At 63.7% G+C, this 24,129-nt stretch carries 14 protein-coding genes, 3 pseudogenes and 1 riboswitch; of the genes and pseudogenes, 10 read left to right on the top strand and 7 right to left on the bottom strand.

The window, feature by feature from the left end:
* Positions 1–176: 176 nt before the first annotated feature.
* The 5 genes and pseudogenes from N0Q91_RS25425 to N0Q91_RS25445 all read right to left on the bottom strand — a co-directional run bounded on the left by N0Q91_RS25425 (position 177) and on the right by N0Q91_RS25445 (position 4,348).
* Complete coding sequence (locus N0Q91_RS25425; RefSeq protein ID WP_275599489.1) at positions 177–626, bottom strand: GFA family protein; 450 nt, start codon at positions 624–626, stop codon at positions 177–179.
* Positions 623–1,087, bottom strand: a complete 465-nt coding sequence (locus tag N0Q91_RS25430) for an SRPBCC family protein (protein ID WP_275599490.1) — start codon at positions 1,085–1,087, stop codon at positions 623–625. Before N0Q91_RS25430 ends, N0Q91_RS25425 begins: the two co-directional genes overlap by 4 nt.
* Before the next feature lie 32 nt (positions 1,088–1,119).
* Positions 1,120–1,457: pseudogene (locus tag N0Q91_RS25435) on the bottom strand (ArsR/SmtB family transcription factor).
* Positions 1,458–1,696: 239 nt separating this feature from the next.
* The gene (locus N0Q91_RS25440; RefSeq protein WP_275599491.1) at positions 1,697–3,607 is read right to left on the bottom strand and encodes a hypothetical protein; all 1,911 of its coding nucleotides are present in this window, start codon (positions 3,605–3,607) and stop codon (positions 1,697–1,699) included.
* A 177-nt stretch (positions 3,608–3,784) separates the two neighbouring features.
* Entirely contained in the window at positions 3,785–4,348 is a 564-nt protein-coding gene (locus tag N0Q91_RS25445; RefSeq protein ID WP_275599492.1) for a hypothetical protein, read from the bottom strand.
* 238 nt (positions 4,349–4,586) lie between these two features.
* Between N0Q91_RS25445 and N0Q91_RS25450 the strand changes: the two genes are divergently transcribed.
* From N0Q91_RS25450 to N0Q91_RS25460, 3 genes are all read left to right on the top strand, one after another.
* On the top strand, positions 4,587–7,790 hold the full coding sequence (locus N0Q91_RS25450) for an ATP-binding protein (protein ID WP_275599493.1): 3,204 nt from the start codon (positions 4,587–4,589) through the stop codon (positions 7,788–7,790).
* A gap of 115 nt (positions 7,791–7,905) precedes the next feature.
* On the top strand, positions 7,906–11,286 hold the full coding sequence (locus tag N0Q91_RS25455; RefSeq protein ID WP_275599494.1) for a hybrid sensor histidine kinase/response regulator: 3,381 nt from the start codon (positions 7,906–7,908) through the stop codon (positions 11,284–11,286).
* Positions 11,273–12,202 carry a response regulator transcription factor gene (locus tag N0Q91_RS25460; RefSeq protein ID WP_127708172.1) on the top strand — a complete coding sequence of 310 codons (930 nt, stop codon included), beginning with the start codon at positions 11,273–11,275 and terminating at the stop codon, positions 12,200–12,202. Before N0Q91_RS25455 ends, N0Q91_RS25460 begins: the two co-directional genes overlap by 14 nt.
* A gap of 138 nt (positions 12,203–12,340) precedes the next feature.
* Here N0Q91_RS25460 and N0Q91_RS25465 read toward each other — a convergent pair whose 3' ends face one another.
* Positions 12,341–13,666 (bottom strand): dicarboxylate/amino acid:cation symporter, encoded by a 1,326-nt coding sequence (locus N0Q91_RS25465; protein WP_033047415.1) that lies wholly within the window; start codon positions 13,664–13,666, stop codon positions 12,341–12,343.
* A 229-nt stretch (positions 13,667–13,895) separates the two neighbouring features.
* Here N0Q91_RS25465 and N0Q91_RS25470 point away from each other — a divergent pair, with 229 nt between their 5' ends.
* Together N0Q91_RS25470 and dctD are read left to right on the top strand one after the other, a co-directional pair.
* On the top strand, positions 13,896–15,761 hold the full coding sequence (locus N0Q91_RS25470) for a sensor histidine kinase (protein ID WP_275599495.1): 1,866 nt from the start codon (positions 13,896–13,898) through the stop codon (positions 15,759–15,761).
* A 3-nt stretch (positions 15,762–15,764) separates the two neighbouring features.
* Positions 15,765–17,134, top strand: a pseudogene (gene dctD / locus N0Q91_RS25475) (C4-dicarboxylate transport transcriptional regulatory protein DctD).
* Positions 17,135–17,247: 113 nt separating this feature from the next.
* On the opposite strand, the pseudogene N0Q91_RS25480 reads toward dctD, so the two are convergent.
* Positions 17,248–19,289 (bottom strand): annotated as a pseudogene (locus N0Q91_RS25480) (aq_1923 C-terminal domain).
* Between the two features lie 160 nt (positions 19,290–19,449).
* A riboswitch (TPP riboswitch) is annotated at positions 19,450–19,561 on the top strand.
* Between the two features lie 98 nt (positions 19,562–19,659).
* On the opposite strand from N0Q91_RS25480, the gene thiC reads away from it, so the two are divergent.
* From thiC to N0Q91_RS25505, 5 genes are read left to right on the top strand one after another with little or no spacing between them, the layout of a single operon-like run.
* The gene (thiC, locus tag N0Q91_RS25485; RefSeq protein WP_275599496.1) at positions 19,660–21,495 is read left to right on the top strand and encodes a phosphomethylpyrimidine synthase ThiC; all 1,836 of its coding nucleotides are present in this window, start codon (positions 19,660–19,662) and stop codon (positions 21,493–21,495) included.
* A gap of 1 nt (position 21,496) precedes the next feature.
* Positions 21,497–22,474, top strand: a complete 978-nt coding sequence (thiO, locus tag N0Q91_RS25490; protein WP_275599497.1) for a glycine oxidase ThiO — start codon at positions 21,497–21,499, stop codon at positions 22,472–22,474.
* Positions 22,471–22,668, top strand: a complete 198-nt coding sequence (thiS, locus tag N0Q91_RS25495; RefSeq protein ID WP_275599498.1) for a sulfur carrier protein ThiS — start codon at positions 22,471–22,473, stop codon at positions 22,666–22,668. The genes thiO and thiS overlap by 4 nt, the downstream gene beginning before the upstream one ends.
* Position 22,669: 1 nt before the next feature.
* The gene (locus N0Q91_RS25500; RefSeq protein WP_275599499.1) at positions 22,670–23,443 is read left to right on the top strand and encodes a thiazole synthase; all 774 of its coding nucleotides are present in this window, start codon (positions 22,670–22,672) and stop codon (positions 23,441–23,443) included.
* Positions 23,440–24,045 (top strand): thiamine phosphate synthase, encoded by a 606-nt coding sequence (locus tag N0Q91_RS25505; RefSeq protein ID WP_275599500.1) that lies wholly within the window; start codon positions 23,440–23,442, stop codon positions 24,043–24,045. Before N0Q91_RS25500 ends, N0Q91_RS25505 begins: the two co-directional genes overlap by 4 nt.
* The last annotated feature ends 84 nt before the right edge of the window (positions 24,046–24,129 follow it).

Consider the following 24,129-nt stretch of genomic DNA (forward strand, 5'->3'; position numbering starts at 1 on the left):
GCAAGTGGCCGTTCTCCATGGCCGTTGCTCGGGGATCATCGGGCAGCCGCGCTGCGCTGCACATACGTCATTCTACGTAGGTGGCGGGGGAAGAAGGAAGCTTGGGCTTACTGCCCGGGGTTTCTGCCGCGGTTCCAGGTCGCTACCGCGGCAGACGCGAAGGAGCGGCACGCTCCTCACAAATAGGCCGTCACCGCGGGTGGCCGGTCCCATGCATCATGGCGCCCGTCCTCATAAACGATCGGGGCATTCGCCAGCTCCTCGTCGGTCGCGTCGTCGAGACAGGCGATATTCACCGCATGGAACGGCCCGCCCATGATCTCGAAGTCGGCGCTGCCTAAGGGGTGGACGCCGCAGTGCCGGCAGAACACGTGGCGGATCATGCCCTCGCCGAAGCGGTACTCCGCCAAGGCCTCTTCGCCGGAAAGCAAGGAGAAATCCTCGGGCGTGACGAACACCTTCCAGAAACGCGTCTTGAGGCAGGAGGAACAGTTGCAGCGGAAGGTCGTCGTCCACCACACACCAGGCCGCGGCGCTGGGGAGCGTTTTCCCTCCGGCGCAAGGTCGAGTTTTGCGGAAAAGCGCACCGCGCCGCAGTGGCAGCTCCCGTGATAGGTTTTCTTCATTGCAGTTCCTCCTTCCGGGCAGCGACATAGGAGACGAGCCGGTCCATGCACTCGCCCCATCCTTCCGCATGAGAATCGCGGCTCTCGGCGCTCGTGAACGGCGCCTGGCGGAAGGTGAGACGCGTGCCGCCCGCCACGTCCTCAAGGGTGACCGTGATCAGCGTGTCGATGGCGCCCTCCTCTTCCCAGGCGAAGCTGAGGACGATACGGCTCGGGTCCACGATCTCGCGATAGATGCCGTGCGCCCAGTAGTCCTGGCCCTCAGGCGAGCGGATACAGCCGCGCCAGGCGCCGCCTTCACGGAAATCCACAGTGATCGCGGGCACCGTGAAGTCCTTCGGGCCCCACCAGCGCACCAGGTGTTCGGGTGTGGTCCAGGCTTTGAAGACGAGTTTGGCGGGCGCGTCGAAGACACGCGTGATGGTGAGCGCGATCTCTTCCTTCGGAGACGGGGCATTCATGATCTTCTCCCTTGCGGTCGGGCGAACCCGGTTCAGTCGTGATCCGATTTTTCGTTGCGCTGCAACTCGTGAAGATAGCTGTCGAGCCGGTCGAAACTGCCTTCCCAGAAGTGGCGGTAGCGCTCGACCCAATCGGCGATTTCCTTGAGCGGCGCCGCCTCCAGCCGGCAGGGCCGCCATTGGGCGTTGCGGCCCGGGATATCAGCCCCGCACGTTCCAAGACCTTCAGATGTTTGGAAACCGCCGGCAGGCTCATATCGAACGGAGCAGCAAGTTCGTTCACCGTCGCCTCGCCGGCGGCGAGGCGCGCAACGATGGCGCGGCGGGTCGGGTCGGCCAATGCCGAGAGGGTGCTGCTGAGTTGGTCCAACATTGATAAACCATCAGGTTAATTAACTTGATGGTTTATTGCAGTAGCGTGGCGTTCTGTCAAGAGCCGCGATCTGCAATGGGCGGGTGTTCTCGCTAGAGCACCTCCAGGAGGAGTGCCTACGGTGCGGAAGTAGGCAGATTCAAAGGCTTGGAGAGCTTCGGTGTTTAATGAACACTGGGCGCTCTGGCGCGGGAGTTTAGCGACGTTGCGGTTGCGGAGGGGTGCGGTGCAACCGATCAACGCATGCCGGCCGAACGCGGAGCGCAAACCACGTCGGCATGGATGAGGTGTTCCTCGGTGCCGTAGGCGATGCCGTTGTAGTCGAAGCAGAAGCGCTTCGGCAGGATGCGGAACAGGTACCGCTCGCCGCAGCTCGCCGGGATTTCGATGCTGTAATCCCGCGGCATGCTGGCGGGCAGCGGATCCGTCCACTTGCGATGGCCGATGAAGGACGCGTCCTTCAGGAGGATCGCAGAGCCGGACGTGCCGACCTCCCCCGTGACGGCTTGGAATTGATCACCCCTGGCCTCCGCCATGGTCGGGTAGTCTTCGGCGTGCGCAGGAGCCGTCCCGGACAAAGACTTCTTTTTGACGGCGATGTGAAAACGCACGTCGTCGCGTTCGGGCACCTTTCCATAGCCGTTCAGATATTTCCACTTCAGCCGTATCGCCCGGTCGAAACCGTCTCGCGGGGAGACCGGTGAAACGATCTCGGTGGAAAATTCCTGGGGACTGTAGCCGTCGCCGTTGCGCCCCGGGCTGGGGCATGCCGTGTAGAGCGGTCTGTATCCGCACTCCTCTCCGCCGGCGCTCCACAGGCATTGACTGAGCGCCCGCCATTCGGCGTCGGTAATCCGGGGCGATTGTTCGGACAGGTCGCCGCCATAATGGGGCAGCATCCATGGGTGGATCTTGCCTGCACCGCTTCTCGTCGCCCATGCCGTGCGGTGCTCGCCCACCACCGCCAGAAATTTTCGCTGGCCGAGAAGCGGCAGTGCCCGCTCGGGAGAGAGTATCGCCGTCGGCTTCTTTCCAGCGGCGTCAGCGGCAAAGCGCTGGCCCGTCTCCTGCGTCGTCAAGACATGGCACGAGGTGCACGGATGTCCCGGCATGGAGACGATCTTTGCTTCCGTCATTCGCCCCCGTCGAGCCGCCGTGTAGCTGGATCCTACGACGCGGAACGGAGCTTCTGCCCGCCCTTTCCTTTTCGGCAGAAACGCTCCGAGGCCAAAAGCGATGGAGCTCTCGTCGTCCCAGCCGTGACGATAACCGACCCTCGCCTGCTTGACGTGCGGGTCGATGACATGGGGTTCCTTGTTGTCGTGGCATGCGAAGCAATCGACCCTGAACGACCTGTCGTACAGATCTTCTGTGCGGGCTCTGCCTTCAACGTCGGAGTAGGATGCGCCACCGGGCGGCGGAAACGTTTCTCTCCAATCGAAGACTTCGCGGTCTTTCCTCCCGTCGATGAAGGAGACCTCCCCCGTCATCTCGTTGAAACCGATCGCGCCATAAAGGGCGAACCGCGGATCCCCCTCCCGCCAGTAGGGATCGGTGCTAAGCTCGAGGTTCCTGGATGACTTCCTGCAAAGGAACACCCACTCCACAGCGCCGCGCACGACGCGCCTCAGACGGGAGTTCATCCCGCAATAAGTCACCCCTGCAAGCGAAGGCTTGTCGCATCTGTCGATCCGGTCGGTCCATTTGACATGTCTGCCGAACGTATCGAGGTGCTCGAACTCCAGCGCGTTCGACTTCGACGGATTGGGCCTCAGCTCCACAAGATTGCCGCCCACTTCCAGACCGAGACGCCTCGAATCTTCAGCGAGGCAATTGCCTTCCGGCAGAGGTCCGAATACGGCGCGCAGCTCGTCGCCGAACTTGGTGACTGGCCTTTCCGTTGCGGAGGCCGGCGCCCAAGAGACTTCACGGTTCCAGGCCTCCAATGTCGTCGCGAAACCGTTCGCGCGGTCGGAAGGCCATAGCCGTGAAACCAGGTCACGAACGATGGCTTCGGCCGACCGTAATCGCAACACCATCTCGCGACAGGCGTGGAATGTTTCGTGGTTCGTCCGGCGAGGAGTCGAGCGTTCGGCTGTGGCCGCGGCCTGCCCGGGCTCGACCAGCTCCGGGGAGGAACGAGACATCCGGTAGACGCCTCGCAGTTCACGCTTGTGGCGCACTCAGGCCGGCGCCGCATAGCCTCCGCAACGAGGCTGAAGTCTACCGCTTCAGCAGCAAACGCGGCCGTCTGCGCGTTCAACGACACGAACAAGAGCAGGTATTTCAGCATCGTGGCCTTCTCTCGGCTACGCCTCGGCCGCTTATCTCGCTCTTATGCTGATCCGACCATCGGCCGGTGTAACCACAAGCCTCTTTATCAGAAAAGTTCCTCTTTCCACCGTGACGAATAGGTCGGCCAAGTAGTCTAACTGAGGCAAATTCGAGTCGAAATTCTTGATGAATACAATAACGCTCATGGTCACGTTTAGATCAGTTCCGCGATTGTCGATAATAAATCCACTTAGAATTCGTTTCGTATAAAGACCATTGTCCGATAACGGTCCAAATACGTCTTCGAAATGTCTCCCTATGCCGTCTTTCGAACTGTAACTCTCGTCGGCCGTCGACTTTCCCATTTGACAGAACACATAGGATCCGCTGTCGGCAAAAAGATTCTTCAGAGCGCCTATTTCCCTGTTGTTCATGGCCCAGGTGTACCGCGCCATCAAATCGCTGAGGGCATTTCGGTGATCGTTGGTGACATTGCTGAACGCGGGCGCGTCCTTCCATTCTTCCGCGGTGGGGCAATCTTGCGCGGCCCCGACGACAGGCATGCCAAACGTCAGGACTGCCGCTGGCACCAAACATTTGATAGTGTTGTGCATGGGAACACCTAATTGCGTTATGGGCATTCCAGCCCAGGAAAAGCGAGAAGACTGCAAAGTATTTGGACGCCATCTGTCAAAGCGCGTGAGAACGCGAAATCCTCCGCTAATGTGGCTGCATCGGCGACTTGGAAACTTCGGCTTTCAAAACAGGGTATTTCCCGTTACTAATGTAGCTTTATTGCAATAAAAGCGCAAGTTGAGGTGCCGAACCTTCGCGTCACGTGACGGGGGTACGATGAGCGATGTCGGAAAATGGCTGCAGAACATCGGGCTCGGCGATCTCGAGCAAACATTCGCGCGCGCCCGTGTCGATTTCGAGAGCCTGCACCTGCTTACGGAAGCCGACCTCCGGGAAATGCGCATCCCGATCGGCCAGCGTCGCAAGCTCATCGCCGCAATCGCGGCCATGGAGAAGACTCCTTCGCCCGACCTTGCCGATAAGAGGCTTCCCGAACGCCGGCAACTGACCATCCTTTTCTGCGACATGGTCGGCTCCACGGATTATGCGGCGAGGCTCGACCCCGAGGACTTCAGCGTCCTCACGCGCACCTACCTCAACACCTGCAACGGGCTCGCGAAATCACATGGCGGCTTTGTCGCGAACTATGTCGGCGACGCGTTGCAGGTCCTGTTTGGCTATCCGATCGCCGAGGAGGATGACGCGGAAAGGGCACTCGAGCTGGCCTTCGACATTCTGCGCGTGGCGCCTCAGGTCGAGACGCCAGACCATTCGCCTCTCAATGTGAGGATCGGCATCGCAAGCGGCCTTGTCGTGGTGGGTGACATCGAGGGGGCGCCGGCCGGCGTTTCCACCGTCGCCTTTGGCCCTGTCCCAAATCTCGCCCAGCGGCTTGAAGCGATGGCAGCGCCGCAGACGATCCTGACCGATCAGACCACCTGCCAGATGGCGCACGGCTCCTTCCTGTTCAGCGATCTTGGCGAAACGATCCTGAAAGGCTTCAGCACCCCCGTTCGCCTGTGGCGCGCCGATCAGCCGATTTCCGTCGGCAGCAGGTTCGCCCGCAAAGGTCATCTGACCGCGCTTGTTGGCCGCCAAAGCGAGATCGCACAGATCGCGGAAATCTGGCGGAGGGTCTCTCGGGAACGGCGCGGAAGAGCGGTCCTCATCAGCGGCGAGCCGGGCATAGGCAAGTCGCGGCTGCTCTTCGAGGTGAAAGAAGAGCTTTCCGGCGTGAAGACGCTTACCGCCCAGTGCTCGTCGGCCTACGCCAACAGCGCGCTCTTCCCTTTCCTTCAACTGTTTCGCCAGGAAGAGGGGATATCCGGCGCCGATCCGCCGGCCATTGCCGCCAGCAAACTGGAGGCCGCCCTCTCGGCGAGCAAGGTGCCGATCGCGGACTCCTTTCCGATCTTCGCCCGATTGCTGAACGTCGAGCAGTCTGACTACCCGCCATCCGCGCTTCCGCCGTCCCAGCAGCAGTTGACGGTCCGGCGAACATATATCGACTGGTTGCTGCGCCAGGCCGGAGCAGGCCCGATGCTGCTTGCCGTCGAGGACGAACAATGGATCGATCCGTCATCGGCAAATCTGCTCCACCGACTGATCGAAGAAGTATCGGATCTCCCCCTGCTCGTCGTTGTGACCTCCCGCGACGGCGCGCTGAAATCTGAACGCCGAAAGAGTTCCATCGAAGAGATCAGGCTCGCGCGCCTGTCGCGCGACGAAGCGAACGAACTCGTCCGGAAGGCTGCAACCGGGGTGCTGCTGGGGACGGACCTTACGCATGCCGTTCTGCGAAAGGCCGAAGGGGTGCCGCTCTTTCTCGAGGAGCTGGCACGGTCAACCTCTGAGCTCGCCGCCTCATCGGGCCCTCATCGATCGGGCGCTCACGACGCCGGTCTTTCGGTGCCGAACTCGCTCCAGTCCTCGCTCCTGTCACGGCTCGACAAGCTTGGCCCGGGCAAGACCATAGCGCAGGTCGCCGCGATCATCGGCCGCGAATTCGACGTCCGGATGCTCGCCAGCGTTGCCGACATGCCGATCGAAACATTGAAGCCGGAACTGGAGCGCCTCACCGCAGTCGGCCTGGTCGCTCCGCAACCCTTCTCGGACTGGCCGAGATACAGCTTCACCCACGCGCTTCTTCAGGAGGCGGCGAGCGGCGCTCTGCTGCGGGACAGGCGTAGACAGCTCCATGCACTGGTCGTGGATGCGATGGAGCGAACGGAGCCGTCGGCCGCAGCCGATCATCCGGAGGTCCTGGCCCAGCATCTGGACGAGGCCGGATTGTACGAGCGTGCCGCTGAACACTGGCTCACGGCCGGTTTGAAACTCGCAGCGACGTGGGCGAAGCAGGAGGCGGCCAATATGTTCGCCAGAGGCCTCGAATGCGCCCGCAAGCTGGCCCCCTCCCGCGATCGCGATGGTATGGAACTCCGCCTCGAGCTGGAGCGCGGTGATGTCCTCTACGCAACGTTCGGTTACATGACGCGCGAGGGAAGCGCTGCGTACCGCAACGTGATGCGCCTCAGCGAAGCGACGGGCGATCCGGAGGCAGCTATCAGGGCCCTGGACGGGCTTTTCGGCACGGCCTTCAACTCCGCCTCCCTCAAGGACGCCGAATGGGCGAGCGACCAGCTCCTGGAGATCGGGCAAAAACGGGACCACCTCAAGGCGCTCGTGCTTGGAAAGCAGTTCCGGGGCATGTGCGCCTTTTCTCGCGGCCAGTTCCGCAAGGCGAAGGCCCTGCTCGAAGATGCCCTTCGGCATCGCGAGAAGGCAGATCGGATCGGCAGCGATTTTCCGAGCATGGCGATGATCTATCTCTCCTGGACGCTTGAGCTTCTGGGGGAAGAGCAGGGCGCGCTTTCGCTCTTCCGGCAGGCGGAAGCCGATGCGAGAAAGCAGACCGACTACCGCCTCGCCGCATGCCTCGGCAACGGCTGCATCCTGATGGCCCTTCGCAACGACCCCGAAACGATGGAGCGCTTGACGGACGAACTCGTGCCGCTGGCGAGAAGGAACGGTTTTCAGCTTTGGCTGAACATGGGCTCCTTCTTCTCCGGATGGCTGCTCGCCATGACCCGCAAGGACGTATCGGGCCTCCAGCAGATGCGCCATGTTTGCGATAACATGGGCGAGCAGGAAATCGACAAGACCTGCTATTTGGGAATGCTCGCCAGCGGTTATCTGCAGCTTGGATTCGATACGGAAGCGTCACAAGCTATCGGTCAAGCCCTGGAACTCGCAAGGAAAACGGGCGAGAACTATTTCACGGCCGAGCTGTTGCGACTACAGGCCGAACTGCTCGTGAGAGGCGACAGCAAGCTTGAGCGAGGGTACAGGCCGCTCAAGCGTGCAATGGCACTGGCGCGCAGGCAGGGTGCCAGGACCTGGGAGGCCAAGGCAAGGCAGACCCTCGCTGGGTTCGAGGACAGGAAGGGGGCGACACGAAGCGAGGCGCGTGGGCCCATCTAGACTGGCTCATCGGTCTGCGGACGTTTTCCGCAATGCAGCAATTTCCCGGGGCGCGCGTCCGTGTTACGACATGGACGGCTGGCACATTCGGCCGGCGTTGAGATGACGAGGGACCATGGCGGCACGCCAGCGCATCATTCCCGTTCGGCGAGAATATAACCGCTGGGTCGCCAACCAGACGCTCGAAGACTATGCGCTGCGCTTCACCGCCAAGAGCGCGCGGCGCTTCTCCTCGGCGCGCATTTCGCAGACGGCGATCGGCGCCATCTCCTTCCTGGCGCTGGAAGCCATCGGCGGTGCCATTACCATGTCCTACGGCACGACCAACGCCATCGTCGCGATCCTCGTCGCGAGCCTGATGACCCTTCTCGTCGGCTTGCCGATCAGCCGCTATGCCATTCGTCACGGCGTCGACATCGACCTTCTCACGCGCGGCGCGAGCTTCGGCTATATCGGCTCGACGATCACCTCGCTGATCTATGCGAGCTTCACCTTCATCCTCTTCGCGATCGAAGCCTCGATCATGTCCGGGGCGCTGGAGCTTGCGCTCGGCATACCGCTCTGGATCGGCTACATCGTCAGCGCCGTCATGGTGATCCCGCTGGTTACCCATGGCGTGAAGCTGATCAGCCGGTTCCAGCTCGTCACGCAGCCCTTCTGGATCGTCCTGAACATTCTTCCCTTCGTCTTCATCGCGTTTGCGGACTGGGAGAAGGTCGGCCTGTGGCTCGCCTATGCGGGCATCCATCACACATCGGGTCCCCCCGGCACGCTCGCGCCGTTCCATCTCGTCGAATTCGGCGCTGCCTCGGCGGTCATCTTCGCTCTGATGGCGCAGATCGGCGAGCAGGTGGACTTCCTGCGCTTCCTGCCGCCTGACGGCGAGCGCAAGCTCCGCCACCGCATCGCCGTCTTTCTTGCCGGCTCCGGCTGGGTGATCGTCGGCGCGCCGAAGCTGCTGGCCGGCTCCTTTCTCGTCGTCCTGGCGCTCAGTACCGGCGTTCCCTCGACCAGGGCCGCCGACCCGGCGCAGATGTATTACACGGCCTTCGGCTACATCTTCCCATCGGACACGGCCGCGCTCCTGCTGATGGCAGCCTTCGTCGTCGTCTCGCAGCTCAAGATCAACGTGATGAACGCCTATGCGGGCTCGCTCGCCTGGTCGAACTTCTTCTCGCGGCTCACCCACAGCCATCCGGGCCGCGTCATCTGGCTGGTCTTCAATGTGGCGATCGCGCTCCTCCTGATGGAGCTCGGCATCTATCGTCTGCTGGAGGAAACGCTCGGTATCTTTTCGATCGTCGCCATGGCCTGGCTCTCGACGATCTCGGCCGATCTCTTCGTCAACAAGCCGCTCGGTCTCGCCCCGCCCGGAATCGAGTTCAAACGCGCCCATCTTTACGACATCAATCCCGTCGGTCTCGGCACCATGGGCGTGTCGACGCTCTTCGCCCTCGTCGCGCATTTCGGCGCGGCGGGCGAAATCGCCGCCTCGCTCGCACCCTATATCGCGCTCGTCACGGCTTTCGTCGTCTCGCCGCTGATCGCCTGGTGGACGGAGGGGAAATTCTATCTCGCCCGCAAGCCGCGCAAGAGCTGGCTCCGCGAAAACGAGATCACTTGCTCGATCTGCGAGCACCCGTTCGAACCGGAGGACATGGCCTGGTGCCCGGCCTATGCGGCGCCGATCTGCTCGCTCTGCTGTTCGCTCGACAGCCGCTGCCACGACATGTGCAAGCCGAAGGCGCGTCTGAACGCGCAGGTCGCGACCGTGGCCAAGGCAGTGCTGCCCGAAACGGTCGTCGCAAAGCTTGCGACAAGGCTCGGCCGTTACGCGATTTCGGCGGTGATCTCTATTACCGGCATCGGGGTCATCCTGGCGATGATCGCTCACCAGACCACGGCCGCCTCTCCCGAGACCGCCGACGTCGTCCAGCGGACCATCGCCATCGTCTTTTTCGTCTTCGCCATTCTAGCCGGCGTCGTGTCCTGGTTCTACGTGCTTGCCCATGACAGCCGGGTCGTTGCGGAAGAGGAATCCTCCCGGCAGAACACGGCTCTTCTGAAGGAGATCGCCGCCCACAAGAAGACGGACGCGGCGCTGCAGGACGCGAAGGAAAGGGCGGAGTCGGCCAATCGCGCCAAGAGCCGCTATGTCGTGGGCCTGAGTCACGAACTGCGCACGCCGCTCAATGCGGTGCTCGGCTACGCCCAGATCCTCGAGCGCGACGAGACCATACCGCCGCCGCGGCAGGGCGCGATCAAGGCGATCAGGCGCAGCGCCGATCATCTCTCCGGACTGATCGACGGCCTCCTCGACATTTCCAAGATCGAGGCCGGCAAGCTGCAGGTCTATTCCAACGAGATCAACATTCAGGACTTTTTGGATCAGATCGTCGACATGTTCCGCCCGCAGGCGCAGGCCAAGGGCATCGCCTTCGAGCACAACCGCGCAGCCTCGCTGCCGCAATATGTGCGGACCGACGACAAGCGCCTGCGGCAAATCCTCGTCAACCTGCTCTCCAATGCCCTGAAGTTCACGGAACGGGGGCATATCCGCTTCGACGTCGCCTATCGCAGCCAGGTTGCAAGTTTCACCATCGAGGATAGCGGCCGCGGCATCGGCGAGAAGGACCTGCCCAGGATCTTCGAGCCCTTTCAGCGCGGCGAGGCGGAATATCGCATGCCGGGCCTCGGCCTCGGCCTGACCATCACGCGCCTGCTCACCCAGACGCTCGGCGGCGAAATCTCCGTCACCAGCGAGAAGGACAAGGGCACGGCCTTCAAGGTCCGGCTGATGCTCTCTGCCGTCGACCGGCCCGCCGCGCTCAAGGACCCGGTCCGCAGGATCAAGTCCTATCGAGGACCACGTCGGACGATCGTCGTCGTCGACGACAATGCAGACCACCGCGACCTGATGGGCGAGCTGCTCGCGCCACTCGGTTTCACCGTTCTTGCGGCGGCGAGCGGGGCGGCCTGCCTGGCGCTCGTCGAACATACGAAACCGGACCTGTTCCTGATCGACATCTCCATGCCCGGCATGAGCGGCTGGGATCTGGTGATGCGGCTGAGGGAAGGCGGCCAGAGCGCGCCGGCGATCATGCTTTCGGCCAATATCGGCGACGGCTCGGCCGCCGGCGCCATCGGCCACAACGATGCGCTTGCCAAGCCCTTCGGCCTGCGCCAGCTCACCGACAAGCTCGCGATCCACCTGAAACTCGAATGGATCTACGACGACGGCCCGCAGGAAACGTCCGGCACCGGCATGACCCCTGCGGTGGCGAGCCCCGGCCATCATCATTTGAAGGAATTGATCGAGCTCGGCGAAATCGGCTACGTGAGGGGCATCGAAGCAAAATTGACGGAGATCGCCCTGAACCCGGACAACCGAGCCTTCGCCGAGGCGGCGCGCGCCTATGTCGGGGCATTCGACCTCGCGGGCTATGACGCCTTCCTCAAACGCCTGCTCGCCGGGGAGGCGAATGCCCGTGCCTGAGGCAGCGAACGTGCGAGATATCGTACTCCTCGTCGACGATTCACCGGAGGCGCTCGGCTTTTTGACCGAAGCGCTGGAACAGTCCGGCTTTTCCGTATTGATCGCGACCTCCGGCAACGCGGCGCTCAACATCGCCGATCGCATCACGCCGGACATCATCCTGCTCGATGCGGTCATGCCCGGCATGGATGGTTTCGACACCTGCACCCGGCTGAAGGCGAATGCTTCCGTCGCCCAGGTGCCCGTGGTCTTCATGACCGGCCTTACCGAGACGGAGCATGTGGTGCGGGCGCTCGAAGCCGGCGGCGTCGATTACCTGACCAAGCCTATCAATATCGACGAGCTGCGCGCCCGCATCCGCGTCCATCTCTCCAATGCGCGCTCCGCCCAGAGCGCCCGCGTCGCCCTGGACGCGGCGGGGCGGCATCTGCTGGCGGTGCGAGGCGATGGAACGGTCCGCTGGTCGACGCCGCAGGCGACCCGTCTCGTCAACGCGGCCACCGGCAGCGACGACGGTCTCGCCTTCGTCGCCGGGCGCATTGCCGAGTGGATGCGGGAGCGGGAAACCAGTCCCGGCGAAAGGCAAGGGACCTTCACCCTGCAGCGCGCCAGCCAGACGGGCCTGCAGATCTCCTATCTCGGCGCGGTCGGCGCCAATGAATACCTCTTCCGGCTGACGGCCGAGAACGGCTTGAGCGACGACGAAACGCTGCGCCAGCACTTCCGGCTGACCCAGCGGGAGTCCGAGGTGCTGCTGTGGATCGCCAAAGGGAAATCCAACCGCGACATCGGCGAGATCCTGGGCTTGAGCGCGCGCACCGTCACCAAGCATCTCGAACAGATCTATGTGAAGCTCGGCGTCGAAAACCGGGCCTCGGCGGCAGTGAAGGCGACGCAGGTGCTGCACGGGATTTGATCGGCCCGTGCGGCGGGGACCTTCCCGAAAAGCCCCGAGAGGATTGCCGGATGCCGCACGCCATCGCAAAAAAGCGCGGCCCGGAGAACCGGACCGCGCCAACCGCACCGGCGTGCGGTCTCGCCTTGGGAGGCAAGCTTATTCGGCGGGCTGGACGAGCGCCGGGATGGCTTCGGCAGACGCCCCGCCGCCGAGAGCTGCGGAAAGCTGCGCCTGGTCGAGCTCGCCTTCCCACTTCGCCACGACGATCGTCGCAACCGCGTTGCCGACGAAATTGGTCAGGGCGCGGCATTCCGACATGAAACGGTCGATGCCAAGGATCAGCGCCATGCCGGCGACCGGCACGGAGGGAACGACCGAGAGCGTTGCGGCAAGCGTGATGAAGCCGGCGCCCGTAATGCCGGCCGCACCCTTCGAGCTCAGCATGGCGACGAGGAGCAGCAGGATCTGGTCGCCGTATGAGAGCGGCGTATCGGTCGCCTGGGCGATGAACAGGGCCGCAAGCGTCATGTAGATGTTGGTGCCGTCCAGGTTGAAGGAATAGCCGGTCGGAATGACGAGACCGACGACCGAGCGCTTGCAGCCGGCCTTCTCCATCTTGTTCATGAGGCCCGGAAGCGCCGCCTCCGAGGAAGACGTCCCGAGCACCAGCAGCAGCTCCTCCTTGATGTAGCGGATGAGCGAGAGGATCGAGAAGCCGTTATAGCGCGCGACCGCGCCGAGCACGATGAAGACGAAGAGAAACGACGTCAGATAGAAGGTGCCGATCAGCATGGCGAGATTGGCGATCGAGGCGATGCCGTACTTGCCGATGGTGAAGGCCATGGCGCCGAAGGCGCCGATCGGGGCGGCCTTCATGAGAATCGCAACGAGCCGGAAGATCGGAAGCGTGAGCGCCTGCAGGAAATCGACTACGGGCTCGGCTTTCTTGCCGACGATTGCCAGCGAAATACCGAAGAGCACCGAGATGAACAGGACCTGCAGGATGTCGCCCTCGGCGAAGGCGCCGACGAGCGTCGTCGGGATGATGTTCATCAGGAAGCCGGTGATCGACTGCTCGTGCGCCTTCTCGGCATAGGTCGCGACCGCCTTGGCGTCCAGCGAGGCCGGATCGATATGCATTCCCGCGCCCGGCTGGACCACGTTTGCGACGACGAGGCCGACGAGAAGGGCAAGGGTGGAGAAGGCGAGAAAGTAGATCATCGCCTTGCCGGCCACGCGGCCGACCTTGGCGAGATCGGTCATGCCGGCAATGCCTGTCGCGACCGTCAGGAAGATCACCGGCGCGATGATCATCTTCACGAGCCTGATGAAGGCGTCGCCGAGCGGTTTGAGCTCCGTGCCGATGTCCGGATAGAAATGCCCGAGCAGGATGCCTGCGGCGATCGCCGCCAGCACCTGGACATAGAGATGGCGGTAAAGGGGTGTCTTGCCGCGGACCTCCGCGGAATGTTCGATGATCATGATGTCCTCCACGTGGCAGGCCCAGTCCGGCAACATGCCGGGCCTCCCGGGCCGCTTTCCGAAGATCGACAGCAATGGCTGCCTTGTGGAGCTGGTGAGCAACATGCGTGCCAGTGTGCCGCGGGGACCGAAGCAATTGAATTCATGAGATTTTTGGAGCGACGCACGCTTGCTGTTCGTGGGTATGTGCGGATTTCCGCACAGACAGGCTGGCGCGCTGGGCGAAATCATGCACAATGCTCGCATGGTCAGACTTCCTGCAGATACGAGCGATCCGCATGCGCTTCGCAGCCGGGCCCGACGGTCCTGGCTGGTTTTCGCGGCAGTCGCGCTGGTCCTTCTGGCGGCCGGCCTTCTTCTTGCGCGAGACTACGGCCGGTCGCAGGCGCTCGCCGGCCTTGCCTATCAGAGCCGGATCGACGCCAGCCTGAAAGCCTCGCTTCTTCGGGCAGTCGTGGAACGGCAGCGCGCCCTGCCGCTTGTCCTCGCCGACGACGCAGGCATTCGTGGGGCATTGCTTTCGCCGGACAGGCCGTCGCTCGACCGTATCAACCGCAAGCTCGAGGCGCTGGCGACAAGCGCCGAAGCCGCGGTCATCTATCTGATCGACCGGAACGGCGTGGCCGTCGCGGCCAGCAATTGGCAGGAGCCGACGAGCTTCGTCGGCAACGACTATGCCTTCCGCGATTATTTTCGGCTCGCCGTGCGCGACGGCATGGCCGAACACTTCGCCATGGGCACGGTCAGCAAGCGGCCCGGGCTTTATATTTCCCGGCGCGTCGACGGGCCCGGCGGTCCGCTGGGGGTGATCGTCGCCAAGCTCGAATTCGACGGGGTCGAGGCGGATTGGCAGGTCTCCGGCAAGCCGGCCTATGTCACCGACCGGCGCGGCATCGTCCTCATCACCAGCCTGCCCTCCTGGCGCTTCATGACGACGAAGCCGATCCCCGAAGACCGGCTCGCACCCATACGCGAAAGCCTGCAGTTCGGCGATGCACCGCTGCTGCCGCTGCCTTTCCGGAAGATCGAGGCGCGGCCCGATGGCTCCTCCACGCTGGACGCCCTGCTGCCGGGCGACTCCAACGCAGCCTTCCTGCGCGTGGAAACCATGGTGCCGTCGACGAACTGGCGGCTCGAGCAGTTGTCGCCGCTTAAGGCGCCGCTTGCCGCGGGTGCGCGGGAAGCGCAGCTCCTCACCCTTGCCGCGCTCGTTCCGCTTATCGCGCTTGCCGCATTGCTCCTGCGCCGTCGCCAGGTCGTCGCCATGCGCAGCGCCGAGGAGCGGCTGGCCCGCAATGCGCTTGAGGCGAGCGTCGAGGAGCGGACGCGCGACCTGCGCATGGCGCGCGACCGTCTCGAAACCGAGATCGCCGACCACCGGCAGACCACCGAGAAGCTCCAGGCCGTGCAGCAGGACCTCGTCCAGGCGAACCGACTGGCGATCCTCGGCCAGGTCGCGGCCGGGGTTGCCCATGAGATCAACCAGCCGGTCGCCACCATCCGCGCCTATGCCGATAATGCCCGCACCTTTCTAGACCGTGGCCAGAGCTCCACCGCCGCCGAGAACATGGAAAGCATCGCCGAACTCACCGACCGTGTCGGCGCCATCACCGACGAACTGCGCCGCTTCGCCCGCAAGGGCCATTTCGCCGCCGGGCCGACCGCGATGAAGGAGGTCGTCGAGGGTGCGCTCATGCTGCTCCGAAGCCGTTTTGCCGGACGGATGGACGCAATACGCATCGATCTGCCGCCCGATGACCTCCAGGCACTCGGCAACCGCATCCGGCTGGAGCAGGTCTTGATCAACCTTCTGCAGAATGCGCTGGAAGCGATCGGCGACAGCGAGAACGGCGCGATCCGGGTGCGCTGCGAGGACGTGGCCGGCGGTATCGCGCTGACCGTCGCCGACAATGGCCCGGGGATTGCGGCCGATGTCCGCGAAGAGCTGTTCACGCCGTTCAACACTTCGAAGGAAGACGGGCTGGGCCTCGGTCTCGCGATCTCCAAGGAGATCGTCTCCGACTATGGCGGCACGATCGAGGTCGAGAGCAGTCCCTCCGGAACGACATTTACCGTCAATCTCAAGAAGGCCTGAGCGATGAGCGCCGCCCCATCCGTGTTCCTGATCGATGACGACCGCGATCTGCGCAAGGCGATGCAGCAGACGCTCGAGCTTGCGGGCTTCACCGTCTCGTCCTTTGCCAGCGCGACGGAGGCGCTCTCCGAACTTTCCGCCGACTTCGCGGGCGTCGTCATCAGCGATATCCGCATGCCGGGCATGGACGGGCTCGCCCTTTTCCGCAAGGTTCTGTCGCTCGATCCGGACCTGCCGATGATCCTTGTCACGGGACACGGCGACATCCCGATGGCGGTGCAGGCGATCCAGGACGGCGTCTATGACTTCGTCGCCAAGCCGTTTGCCGCCGACCGTCTTGTCCAGAGCGCCCGGCGCGCAGAGGAGAAACGGCGGCTCGTCATGGAGAACCGGGCGCTGCGCCGCGCGGCCGAAGCCGCCTCCGAAGGCCTGCCGCTGATCGGCCAGACGCCGGCCATGGAGCGGCTTCGCCAGACCTTGAAACACATCGCCGACACCGATGTCGATGTGCTGGTCGCCGGCGAGACGGGCAGCGGCAAGGAGGTCGTCGCCACGCTGCTGCACCAATGGAGCCGGCGCAGAACCGGCAACTTCGTCGCACTGAATTGCGGCGCTCTGCCGGAAACGGTCATCGAAAGCGAGCTCTTCGGCCACGAGCCCGGCGCCTTTACCGGCGCCGTCAAGAAGCGGGTCGGCAGGATCGAGCATGCGAACGGCGGCACCCTCTTCCTCGACGAGATCGAGGCGATGCCGCCGGCAACCCAGGTGAAGATGCTGCGCGTGCTTGAAGCACGCGAGATCACCCCGCTCGGCACCAACCTGACCCGTCCCGTCGACATCCGCGTCGTCGCCGCAGCCAAGGTCGACCTCGGCGATCCGGCCGCGCGCGGCGATTTCCGCGAGGATCTCTATTACCGGCTGAATGTCGTGACGCTCTCGATCCCGCCCTTGCGCGAACGGCGCGACGACATCCCCTCCTCTTCTCCCATTTCCTGGCCCGCGCCTCGGAACGCTTCGGCCGCGACGTGCCCGCGATCTCGGCTGCCATGCACGCCTACCTGGCCACGCATTCCTGGCCGGGCAATGTGCGCGAGCTTTCGCACTTCGCCGAACGGGTCGCGCTGGGGGTGGAGGGAAACCTGGGAGCTCCGGCCGCAACGCCCGCCTCAAGCGGAGCAACCCTGCCGGAAAGATTGGAACGCTACGAGGCCGATATCCTCAAGCAGGCCCTCACGGAGCACCGCGGCGACGTCAAGGAGACCCTGCAAGCCCTCGGCATCCCCCGCAAGACTTTTTACGACAAGCTGCAACGCCATGGGATCAACCGGGCGGATTTTATCGACCGGGCAGGCGCGAAGAGTGGCGACGCGTAGGTGGACAGTTTGCCCCACGTTCTAACCCCTCCCCGTTCAACCAGCGTTGAACCAGGGAGTAGACTTTAGGCGGCCTGCGAGCCCTCTTCGCCCCGCTTGCGGCGAGAAGGCCGCTATTCCGCCGTCGCCTCGAAGTCGACCCTGTCGAGAAGCAGAAGCGGATTTTGCGAAGCAACCGCGAATTCGAGCGCACCGATGCCGCTGGCGGATTTGGACTTGGCCGTCAGCGTGAATGTCCCCGGTTTCGCGATGAACCGCGAAACTGCATCCACCACATTCCGCAGCCGAGGCTCCTGCGCGGCAAATTGATGCAGCATCACCGACGCCGTCATTTCCAGCATGCCGCGTGCCTGATCCTCCGTCATGCCGTTTTGTTCGGCATAGACCTGTATCCCTTTGGCGGTGAAGCCCTTGTCCTCGATCTTCAGGCTTGCTTCCCGCGCGGTGAGGCCGAACAACGCCGCCTGCGCCTTAGCCGCGTCGCCCGAAAGAAGTCGCCGCTCACGCCTCCCAGAAGGCCGGAGAGGGAAAAGCGGCCAATATCCTTTCCGCTCGTGGAGATATCCTTGATGACCAGAGTCTCGGTCGCTTCGTCCCAGGCGGCTTCGAGGTTGGAGGAGAGGACCAATTCGTTGAAGCCCAGCTTGCGAAGCTTGGCGAGAGTCTCGTCCTGCGTATGCTCCGGGATTTGAAGGGCGAAATCCTGGTATCCGGCGCGGACGTCAGTCGGAATGCCGTTTCGCGGTTTCGCGAGCGCCAGCTCGTATCCCTTCATCGTGAAGCGGATGCGTTGCGGCCGATCGCCCTCTCCAGCATCCGGAGTGTCGTTGTATTCGTCCCAGTCTTCCACGCCGGTGCTCGAGTCAGGCAGATCGGCATCGATTCCCGCCACGCGGAACGTTCCGAACTCCGGCAGCAGCGTCGTGAAAGGGAAGTTCTCATGCTGCCCATCCTGCAGAGCGACGAACTTCTTCAGCGCTTCCACGCTGGGATCCCAGGAAAAGCCCGAAATGCTTGCTTCGGAGACTTTGACGTAGTCCGCGCCCTCCGCCATCGAGAAGCCATTCACCGACGCGTCGAGCTTCCGGCCATCGAGCCGGAGCGCGAGGCGATCCATCGCCAGCTTGATCCTCTCGCCCTCTTCACCATCCTTGTCCGGCGCGTCGATCTTCAGACCCAGCATTTCCATGTCGGCCTTCCTCGTCAAATCGGCGACCGACAGAATCCGGGCGAAATAGTCTTGACGCTCCGCCACGGGCAGATCCTCGGGCGACGAGACCGAGTTGAGCTTCTCCAGAGTTTCGCGAAGTGGCTCGTCCAGCATCCGCATGCTTACGCCGCTGCTGCGAACCTCGTCATAGCCGAAGCTCGCCTCGCCATCCGAGAAGGCTATATCCTTGATCGAGAATGGCCCATAGACAGGCCTTGCCTGCCCGTCGCCCGGCCCGGCCTTTTCAGTATAGATGCGGGCCAGATAGGCGGCATCGACGTCCTGCCCCGTCATGGCTCCAAGGGAGCCCGTCAGCCGCTTCCTCTCGCCGCCCTCTCCATCGGAGGCGCCTATGGCGGCTTCGAAGCTCGCACCACTCGCCGAATAGCGCGCAATGCGGCCATCGACGATACCTTCCGAGACCACGTTCTTGTAGACCAGCTTCTGCTCGCTACCGGCAACCGTCTGCGTGATGATCACCTCAGGGGCGGTGACGCTCTTTGCCGTAAAAAGCGCCAACTGTTTCGGCAGCGAAAGGTTGCTTCCCGCGCCGAACATTTGCGCCAGCGTGTCGCGACCGAACTCCGCCTGCTCGACGATCACCTTCGGCACGGCGATCTTGCCCGGGCGCATATCGAGGTCCACGCCGCTGACCTCGAGCATGCCGTCCAGAAATAGGATCCTGGGCCGCCCGTCGATCGCGGCGACGCGAAGTTCGGATCCTTCCTTCAGCGGCAGCGTCAGGTCGCGCAGGTGAACGCGCCCGAAGAAGTCCGCTTCGACCGTGCCCACTCTGCCGCCCCGTTCGGCGATCAGCCTGCTCACGCTCTTTTCGACAGCAATCTTGTAACCGGTCGCGCCTGCGGCTGCGATTGCGATGACCGCAACGGCCGCCCAAAGCGCCTTGCGTCCCCTTTTCCTGGTCCCCGTCTCCGCCTGCCCCAAGACCTTCACCCCTTTTCGCTATGCGCATCATGGCGCTTCAGACTCGGACGGTAAGTAGATTTAGAACTTTGCATTTGCAAGCATGGCGCGAGCCCTGCGCACGGGATTTAGCCGGTGCAAAAACCATCTTGACGCCGCGGCGATAACCGTCCCTAATTGCGCCATTCACCAGGGGGGTCCCGGCAAGGGGCTGAGATACTGCTAGCGCGCGCAGTGACCCGTTGAACCTGATCCAGTTCATACTGGCGTAGGGACGGTGCAGACGTGCAGCAGCCAGGATTCCGTTTATCGGCAATTCATCGGTGATACGTCTTTTCATCCTTCCGGCTTCAGAACTGGGTCTCCAACGCGAAAACATTGGAGCCTCAAGATGAATCTAATCAAGCCTCTCGCCGCTGCGCCCTCGGTCACGCAAGGACCGCTCCCGGCATCCCGCAAGGTTTACAAGCCGGGCGAGATCCACCCGGAGATCCGCGTGCCGATGCGCGAGATCGCGCTGCATCCGACCTCCGGCGAGCCGCCGGTGACTGTTTACGATTCCTCCGGCCCCTACACGGTCGAAAACGCCGATATCCGCATCGACGCGGGCCTGCCGCGCCTTCGCAGCGACTGGGTTCTCAAGCGCGGCGATGTCGAAAGCTACGACGGCCGTGCGGTGAAGGCCGAAGACAACGGCTTTGCCACCGGCGAAAGGCTGACGCCGGAATTCCCGATTCGTCACCAGCCGCTCAAGGCGAAGCCGGGAAAAGCGGTAACCCAGCTCGCCTATGCCCGCGCCGGCATCGTCACGCCGGAGATGGAGTTCATCGCCATCCGCGAAAATCTCGGCCGGAAGGCCGCGAAGGAGGCGCTTGCCCGAGACGGCGAAAGCTTCGGTGCCTCTGTCCCCGATTTCGTAACGCCGGAATTCGTGCGCCAGGAAGTGGCGAGCGGCCGCGCCATCATTCCGGCCAATATCAACCACCCGGAAGCCGAGCCGATGATCATCGGCCGCAACTTCCTGGTGAAGATCAACGCGAATATCGGCAATTCCGCCGTCACCTCATCGATGGCCGAGGAGGTCGAGAAGATGGTCTGGGCGACGCGCTGGGGCGCCGACACGGTCATGGACCTTTCCACCGGCCGCAACATTCACAACATCCGCGAATGGATCATCCGCAATTCGCCGGTACCGATCGGCACCGTGCCGCTCTACCAGGCGCTGGAAAAGGTAAACGGCATCGCCGAGGATCTTTCCTGGGAGGTCTTCCGCGACACGCTGATCGAGCAGGCGGAACAGGGCGTCGACTATTTCACCATCCATGCCGGGGTCAGGCTTCATTATATCCCGCTCACCGTGGATCGCGTCACGGGCATCGTTTCGCGCGGCGGCTCGATCATGGCGAAGTGGTGCCTGCATCACCACCGCGAGAGCTTCCTCTACGAGCATTTCGAGGAGATCTGCGACATCTGCCGCGCCTATGACGTTTCCTTCTCGCTCGGCGACGGCCTGCGTCCCGGCTCTATCGCCGACGCAAACGACCGGGCCCAGTTCGCGGAGCTCGAAACGCTCGGCGAACTGACGAAGATCGCCTGGGCCAAGGATTGCCAGGTGATGATCGAAGGGCCGGGCCATGTGCCCATGCACAAGATCAAGGAGAACATGGACAAGCAGCTCGCCGTCTGCGGAGAAGCGCCCTTCTATACGCTCGGGCCGCTCACCACCGATATCGCGCCCGGCTACGACCACATCACGTCAGGCATCGGCGCGGCGATGATCGGCTGGTTCGGCACCGCCATGCTTTGCTACGTGACGCCGAAGGAACATCTGGGCCTGCCCGACCGCAACGACGTCAAGACCGGCGTGATCACCTACAAGATCGCCGCCCATGCCGCCGATCTCGCCAAAGGGCACCCGGCCGCCCGAACCCGCGACGACGCGCTGTCGCGCGCCCGCTTCGAGTTCCGCTGGGAGGATCAGTTCAACCTCTCGCTCGACCCCGAGACCGCGCGCAATTTCCACGACGAGACCCTGCCCAAGGAGGCGCACAAGGTCGCGCATTTCTGCTCCATGTGCGGACCGAAATTCTGTTCGATGCGGATTTCCCACGATATCCGCGCCGAGGCGCAGAAGGAGGGCCTCGAGGCGATGGCCGCCAGATATCGCGACGGCGGCGACCTCTATATGCCGGTCGATGAAAGCAATGCCGCGCCCGCTGGAGAATGAAATGCGCGTGCTGATCAGAGGTGCCGGCGTCGCCGGCCTCACCGCCGCCCATGAACTTCTCGGGCGCGGCGCCGCAGTGACGATCACAGAAAATGCCGCCGGCTCTACCGGGGCCGCTTCCTGGTATGCGGGCGGCATGCTCGCTCCCTGGTGCGAGCGCGAAAGTGCCGAGGAAACCGTCCTGAGGCTGGGGATCGGCGCCGCCGACTGGTGGGAAGCCGCGCTCCCTGCCGGCTCCGTGCATCGCAACGGCACGCTCGTCGTCGCGCAACCCCGTGACGGAGCCGAACTCAAGCGTTTCGCCTCCCGCACCTCCGGCTTCCGCTCGCTCGATGCAGAGGAGATCGCTGCGCTGGAGCCGGCTCTCGCCGGCCGTTTCCGGCAGGCGCTGTTCTTTCCGCAGGAGGCGCATCTCGACCCGCGCCGGGCACTCTCGGCGCTCCGGCAAGGGCTGACGGCACGCGGCGCGGTATTCGCCGGCGAGGACATGGACGATCGCGATTTCGCGCTCACCGTCGATTGCACCGGCGCGTCGAGCATCGGCGAGATCGACGGGCTACGCGGGGTGCGCGGCGAGATGGCCTATCTGCAGACGGACGAGGTGACGCTCTCGCGCCCCGTGCGCGTGCTGCATCCCCGCATCCCGCTCTATATCGTGCCGCGCGGCGGAGGGCTCTTCATGTGCGGCGCGACGATGATCGAGAGCGACGACGCCCGCCCGATCACCACCCGCTCGCTGATGGAACTGCTGAACGCCGCCTATGCGCTCCATCCGGCTTTCGCCGAAGCGCGCCTGATCGAGACCGGCACGGGCGTACGCCCCGCCTTTGCCGACAACCTGCCGCGGGCCTCGCGGCGCGAAAACAGGATTACAGTCAACGGCCTCTATCGTCATGGCTTCCTGCTCTCCCCAGCCACGGCCCGGGAAGTGGCGGCGCTGGCCCTGGGCGACGAGACACGCAAAGGAGATTTCCGATGAAGCTGACCGTCAATGGCGAGGAACACGACCTTCTGGCCGTTACACTCGCCGAGGTCTTGCAGCGCCTCGATTTCGAAGGCGACTGGCTGGCGACCGCCGTCAACGGCGAACTGGTCCAGAAGGCAGACCGATCCAGCTACCGGCTGCAGGACAGCGACCGGATCGAGATTCTGTCGCCGATGCAGGGAGGCTGACATGCCGCTATTCTATGGAACAGAAATCCGGTCGAGACTGCTGCTCGGAACCGCCCGCTATCCCTCGCCGGCCGTGCTCGCCGAGGCGGTGCGGCGGTCGGGCACCGATATCGTCACGGTCTCGCTCCGCCGCGAGACGGCCGGCGGGCGCCAGGGCGGCGCCTTCTTCGAGCTGATCCGCGAACTCGGCGTGCGCGTGCTGCCGAACACGGCCGGCTGCCATTCGGTCTCGGAGGCGGTGCTGACCGCGAAGATGGCACGCGAGGTTTTCGGCACGAGCTGGATCAAGCTCGAAGTGATCGGTCACCAGGACACATTGCAGCCGGACGTCTTCGGCCTCGTCGAGGGGGCCCGCATCCTCACCGGGGAAGGTTTCCAGGTCTTCCCCTATACGACGGACGACCTCGTCGTCGCCGAAAGGCTGCTGGAGGCGGGCTGCCGGGTGCTGATGCCCTGGTGCGCGCCGATCGGCAGCGCCATGGGACCGCAGAACGTGCAGGGCTTGCGCGCCATGCGCTCGGAATTTTCCGACGTGCCGCTGATCGTCGACGCCGGTATCGGCCGCCCGTCACATGCGACAACCGTGATGGAGCTCGGCTACGACGCGGTCCTGCTCAACACCGCCGTTGCCGGCGCTGCCCATCCCGCCGCCATGGCCGAAGCCTTCGCCAAGGCGATCGATGCCGGGCACGCGGCTCACGGCGCCGGCATGCTCGAGCCTCGTGACATGGCCGTCCCGTCCACCCCCGTCATCGGAAAGGCAGTCTTCTCGTGAAGCTCGATCCCTTTTATCTCATCGTCGACAGCGCCCAATGGATCGAACGGTTGGTGCCGCTCGGCGTCAGGCTCGTCCAGCTCCGCATCAAGGACCGGGACGAGGAAGACATCCGCCGTCAGTTACGGGTCGCCAGGGCAGTCTGCGCCGCCCATGAATGCCAGCTGATCGTCAACGACTACTGGCAGCTGGCGATAGAGGAAGGCTGCGATTTCATCCATCTGGGACAGGAGGATCTGGCGGAGGCCGATCTTGCCGCCATCCGTGCCGCAGGGCTCAAGCTCGGCGTCAGCACCCATGACGAGGCGGAACTGGCAAACGCGCTCGCAGCCGAACCGGACTACGTCGCGCTCGGACCCATCTATCCGACGATCCTCAAGAAGATGAAGTGGGCGCCCCAGGGGCTGGAGCGGCTTTCATGGTGGCGCGAGCGCGTTCACCCGCTCCCGCTCGTCGCCATCGGCGGCCTCAATACGGAGCGGATCGAGGGCGTCTTCGCGCACGGCGCCGACAGCGCCGCCGTGGTGACGGACATCACGCTGAATGCCGATCCGGAGGGAAGGACAAGGGAGTGGATACGGAAGACGGAGGCGTGGAGATGAAGTCGCCCATAGACAAGACGTCGGCGAAGCGCTGCTGTCCCTGAACCCGCTCGATCCATCCCCGGCACAACTCTCGAGACTTTT

The organism is Sinorhizobium prairiense, assembly GCF_029201645.2.
GTDB classification, from domain to species: Bacteria; Pseudomonadota; Alphaproteobacteria; order Rhizobiales; family Rhizobiaceae; genus Sinorhizobium; species Sinorhizobium meliloti_A.

Bases quoted from the DNA above. Each gene is read 5' to 3' on its own strand.
- N0Q91_RS25425 (WP_275599489.1), bottom strand. From the start codon at position 626: ATGAAGAAAACCTATCACGGGAGCTGCCACTGCGGCGCGGTGCGCTTT.
- N0Q91_RS25430 (WP_275599490.1), bottom strand. From the start codon at position 1,087: ATGAATGCCCCGTCTCCGAAGGAAGAGATCGCGCTCACCATCACGCGT.
- N0Q91_RS25440 (WP_275599491.1), bottom strand. From the start codon at position 3,607: ATGTCTCGTTCCTCCCCGGAGCTGGTCGAGCCCGGGCAGGCCGCGGCC.
- N0Q91_RS25445 (WP_275599492.1), bottom strand. From the start codon at position 4,348: ATGCACAACACTATCAAATGTTTGGTGCCAGCGGCAGTCCTGACGTTT.
- N0Q91_RS25450 (WP_275599493.1), top strand. From the start codon at position 4,587: ATGAGCGATGTCGGAAAATGGCTGCAGAACATCGGGCTCGGCGATCTC.
- N0Q91_RS25455 (WP_275599494.1), top strand. From the start codon at position 7,906: ATGGCGGCACGCCAGCGCATCATTCCCGTTCGGCGAGAATATAACCGC.
- N0Q91_RS25460 (WP_127708172.1), top strand. From the start codon at position 11,273: ATGCCCGTGCCTGAGGCAGCGAACGTGCGAGATATCGTACTCCTCGTC.
- N0Q91_RS25465 (WP_033047415.1), bottom strand. From the start codon at position 13,666: ATGATCATCGAACATTCCGCGGAGGTCCGCGGCAAGACACCCCTTTAC.
- N0Q91_RS25470 (WP_275599495.1), top strand. From the start codon at position 13,896: ATGCACAATGCTCGCATGGTCAGACTTCCTGCAGATACGAGCGATCCG.
- thiC (WP_275599496.1), top strand. From the start codon at position 19,660: ATGAATCTAATCAAGCCTCTCGCCGCTGCGCCCTCGGTCACGCAAGGA.
- thiO (WP_275599497.1), top strand. From the start codon at position 21,497: ATGCGCGTGCTGATCAGAGGTGCCGGCGTCGCCGGCCTCACCGCCGCC.
- thiS (WP_275599498.1), top strand. From the start codon at position 22,471: ATGAAGCTGACCGTCAATGGCGAGGAACACGACCTTCTGGCCGTTACA.
- N0Q91_RS25500 (WP_275599499.1), top strand. From the start codon at position 22,670: ATGCCGCTATTCTATGGAACAGAAATCCGGTCGAGACTGCTGCTCGGA.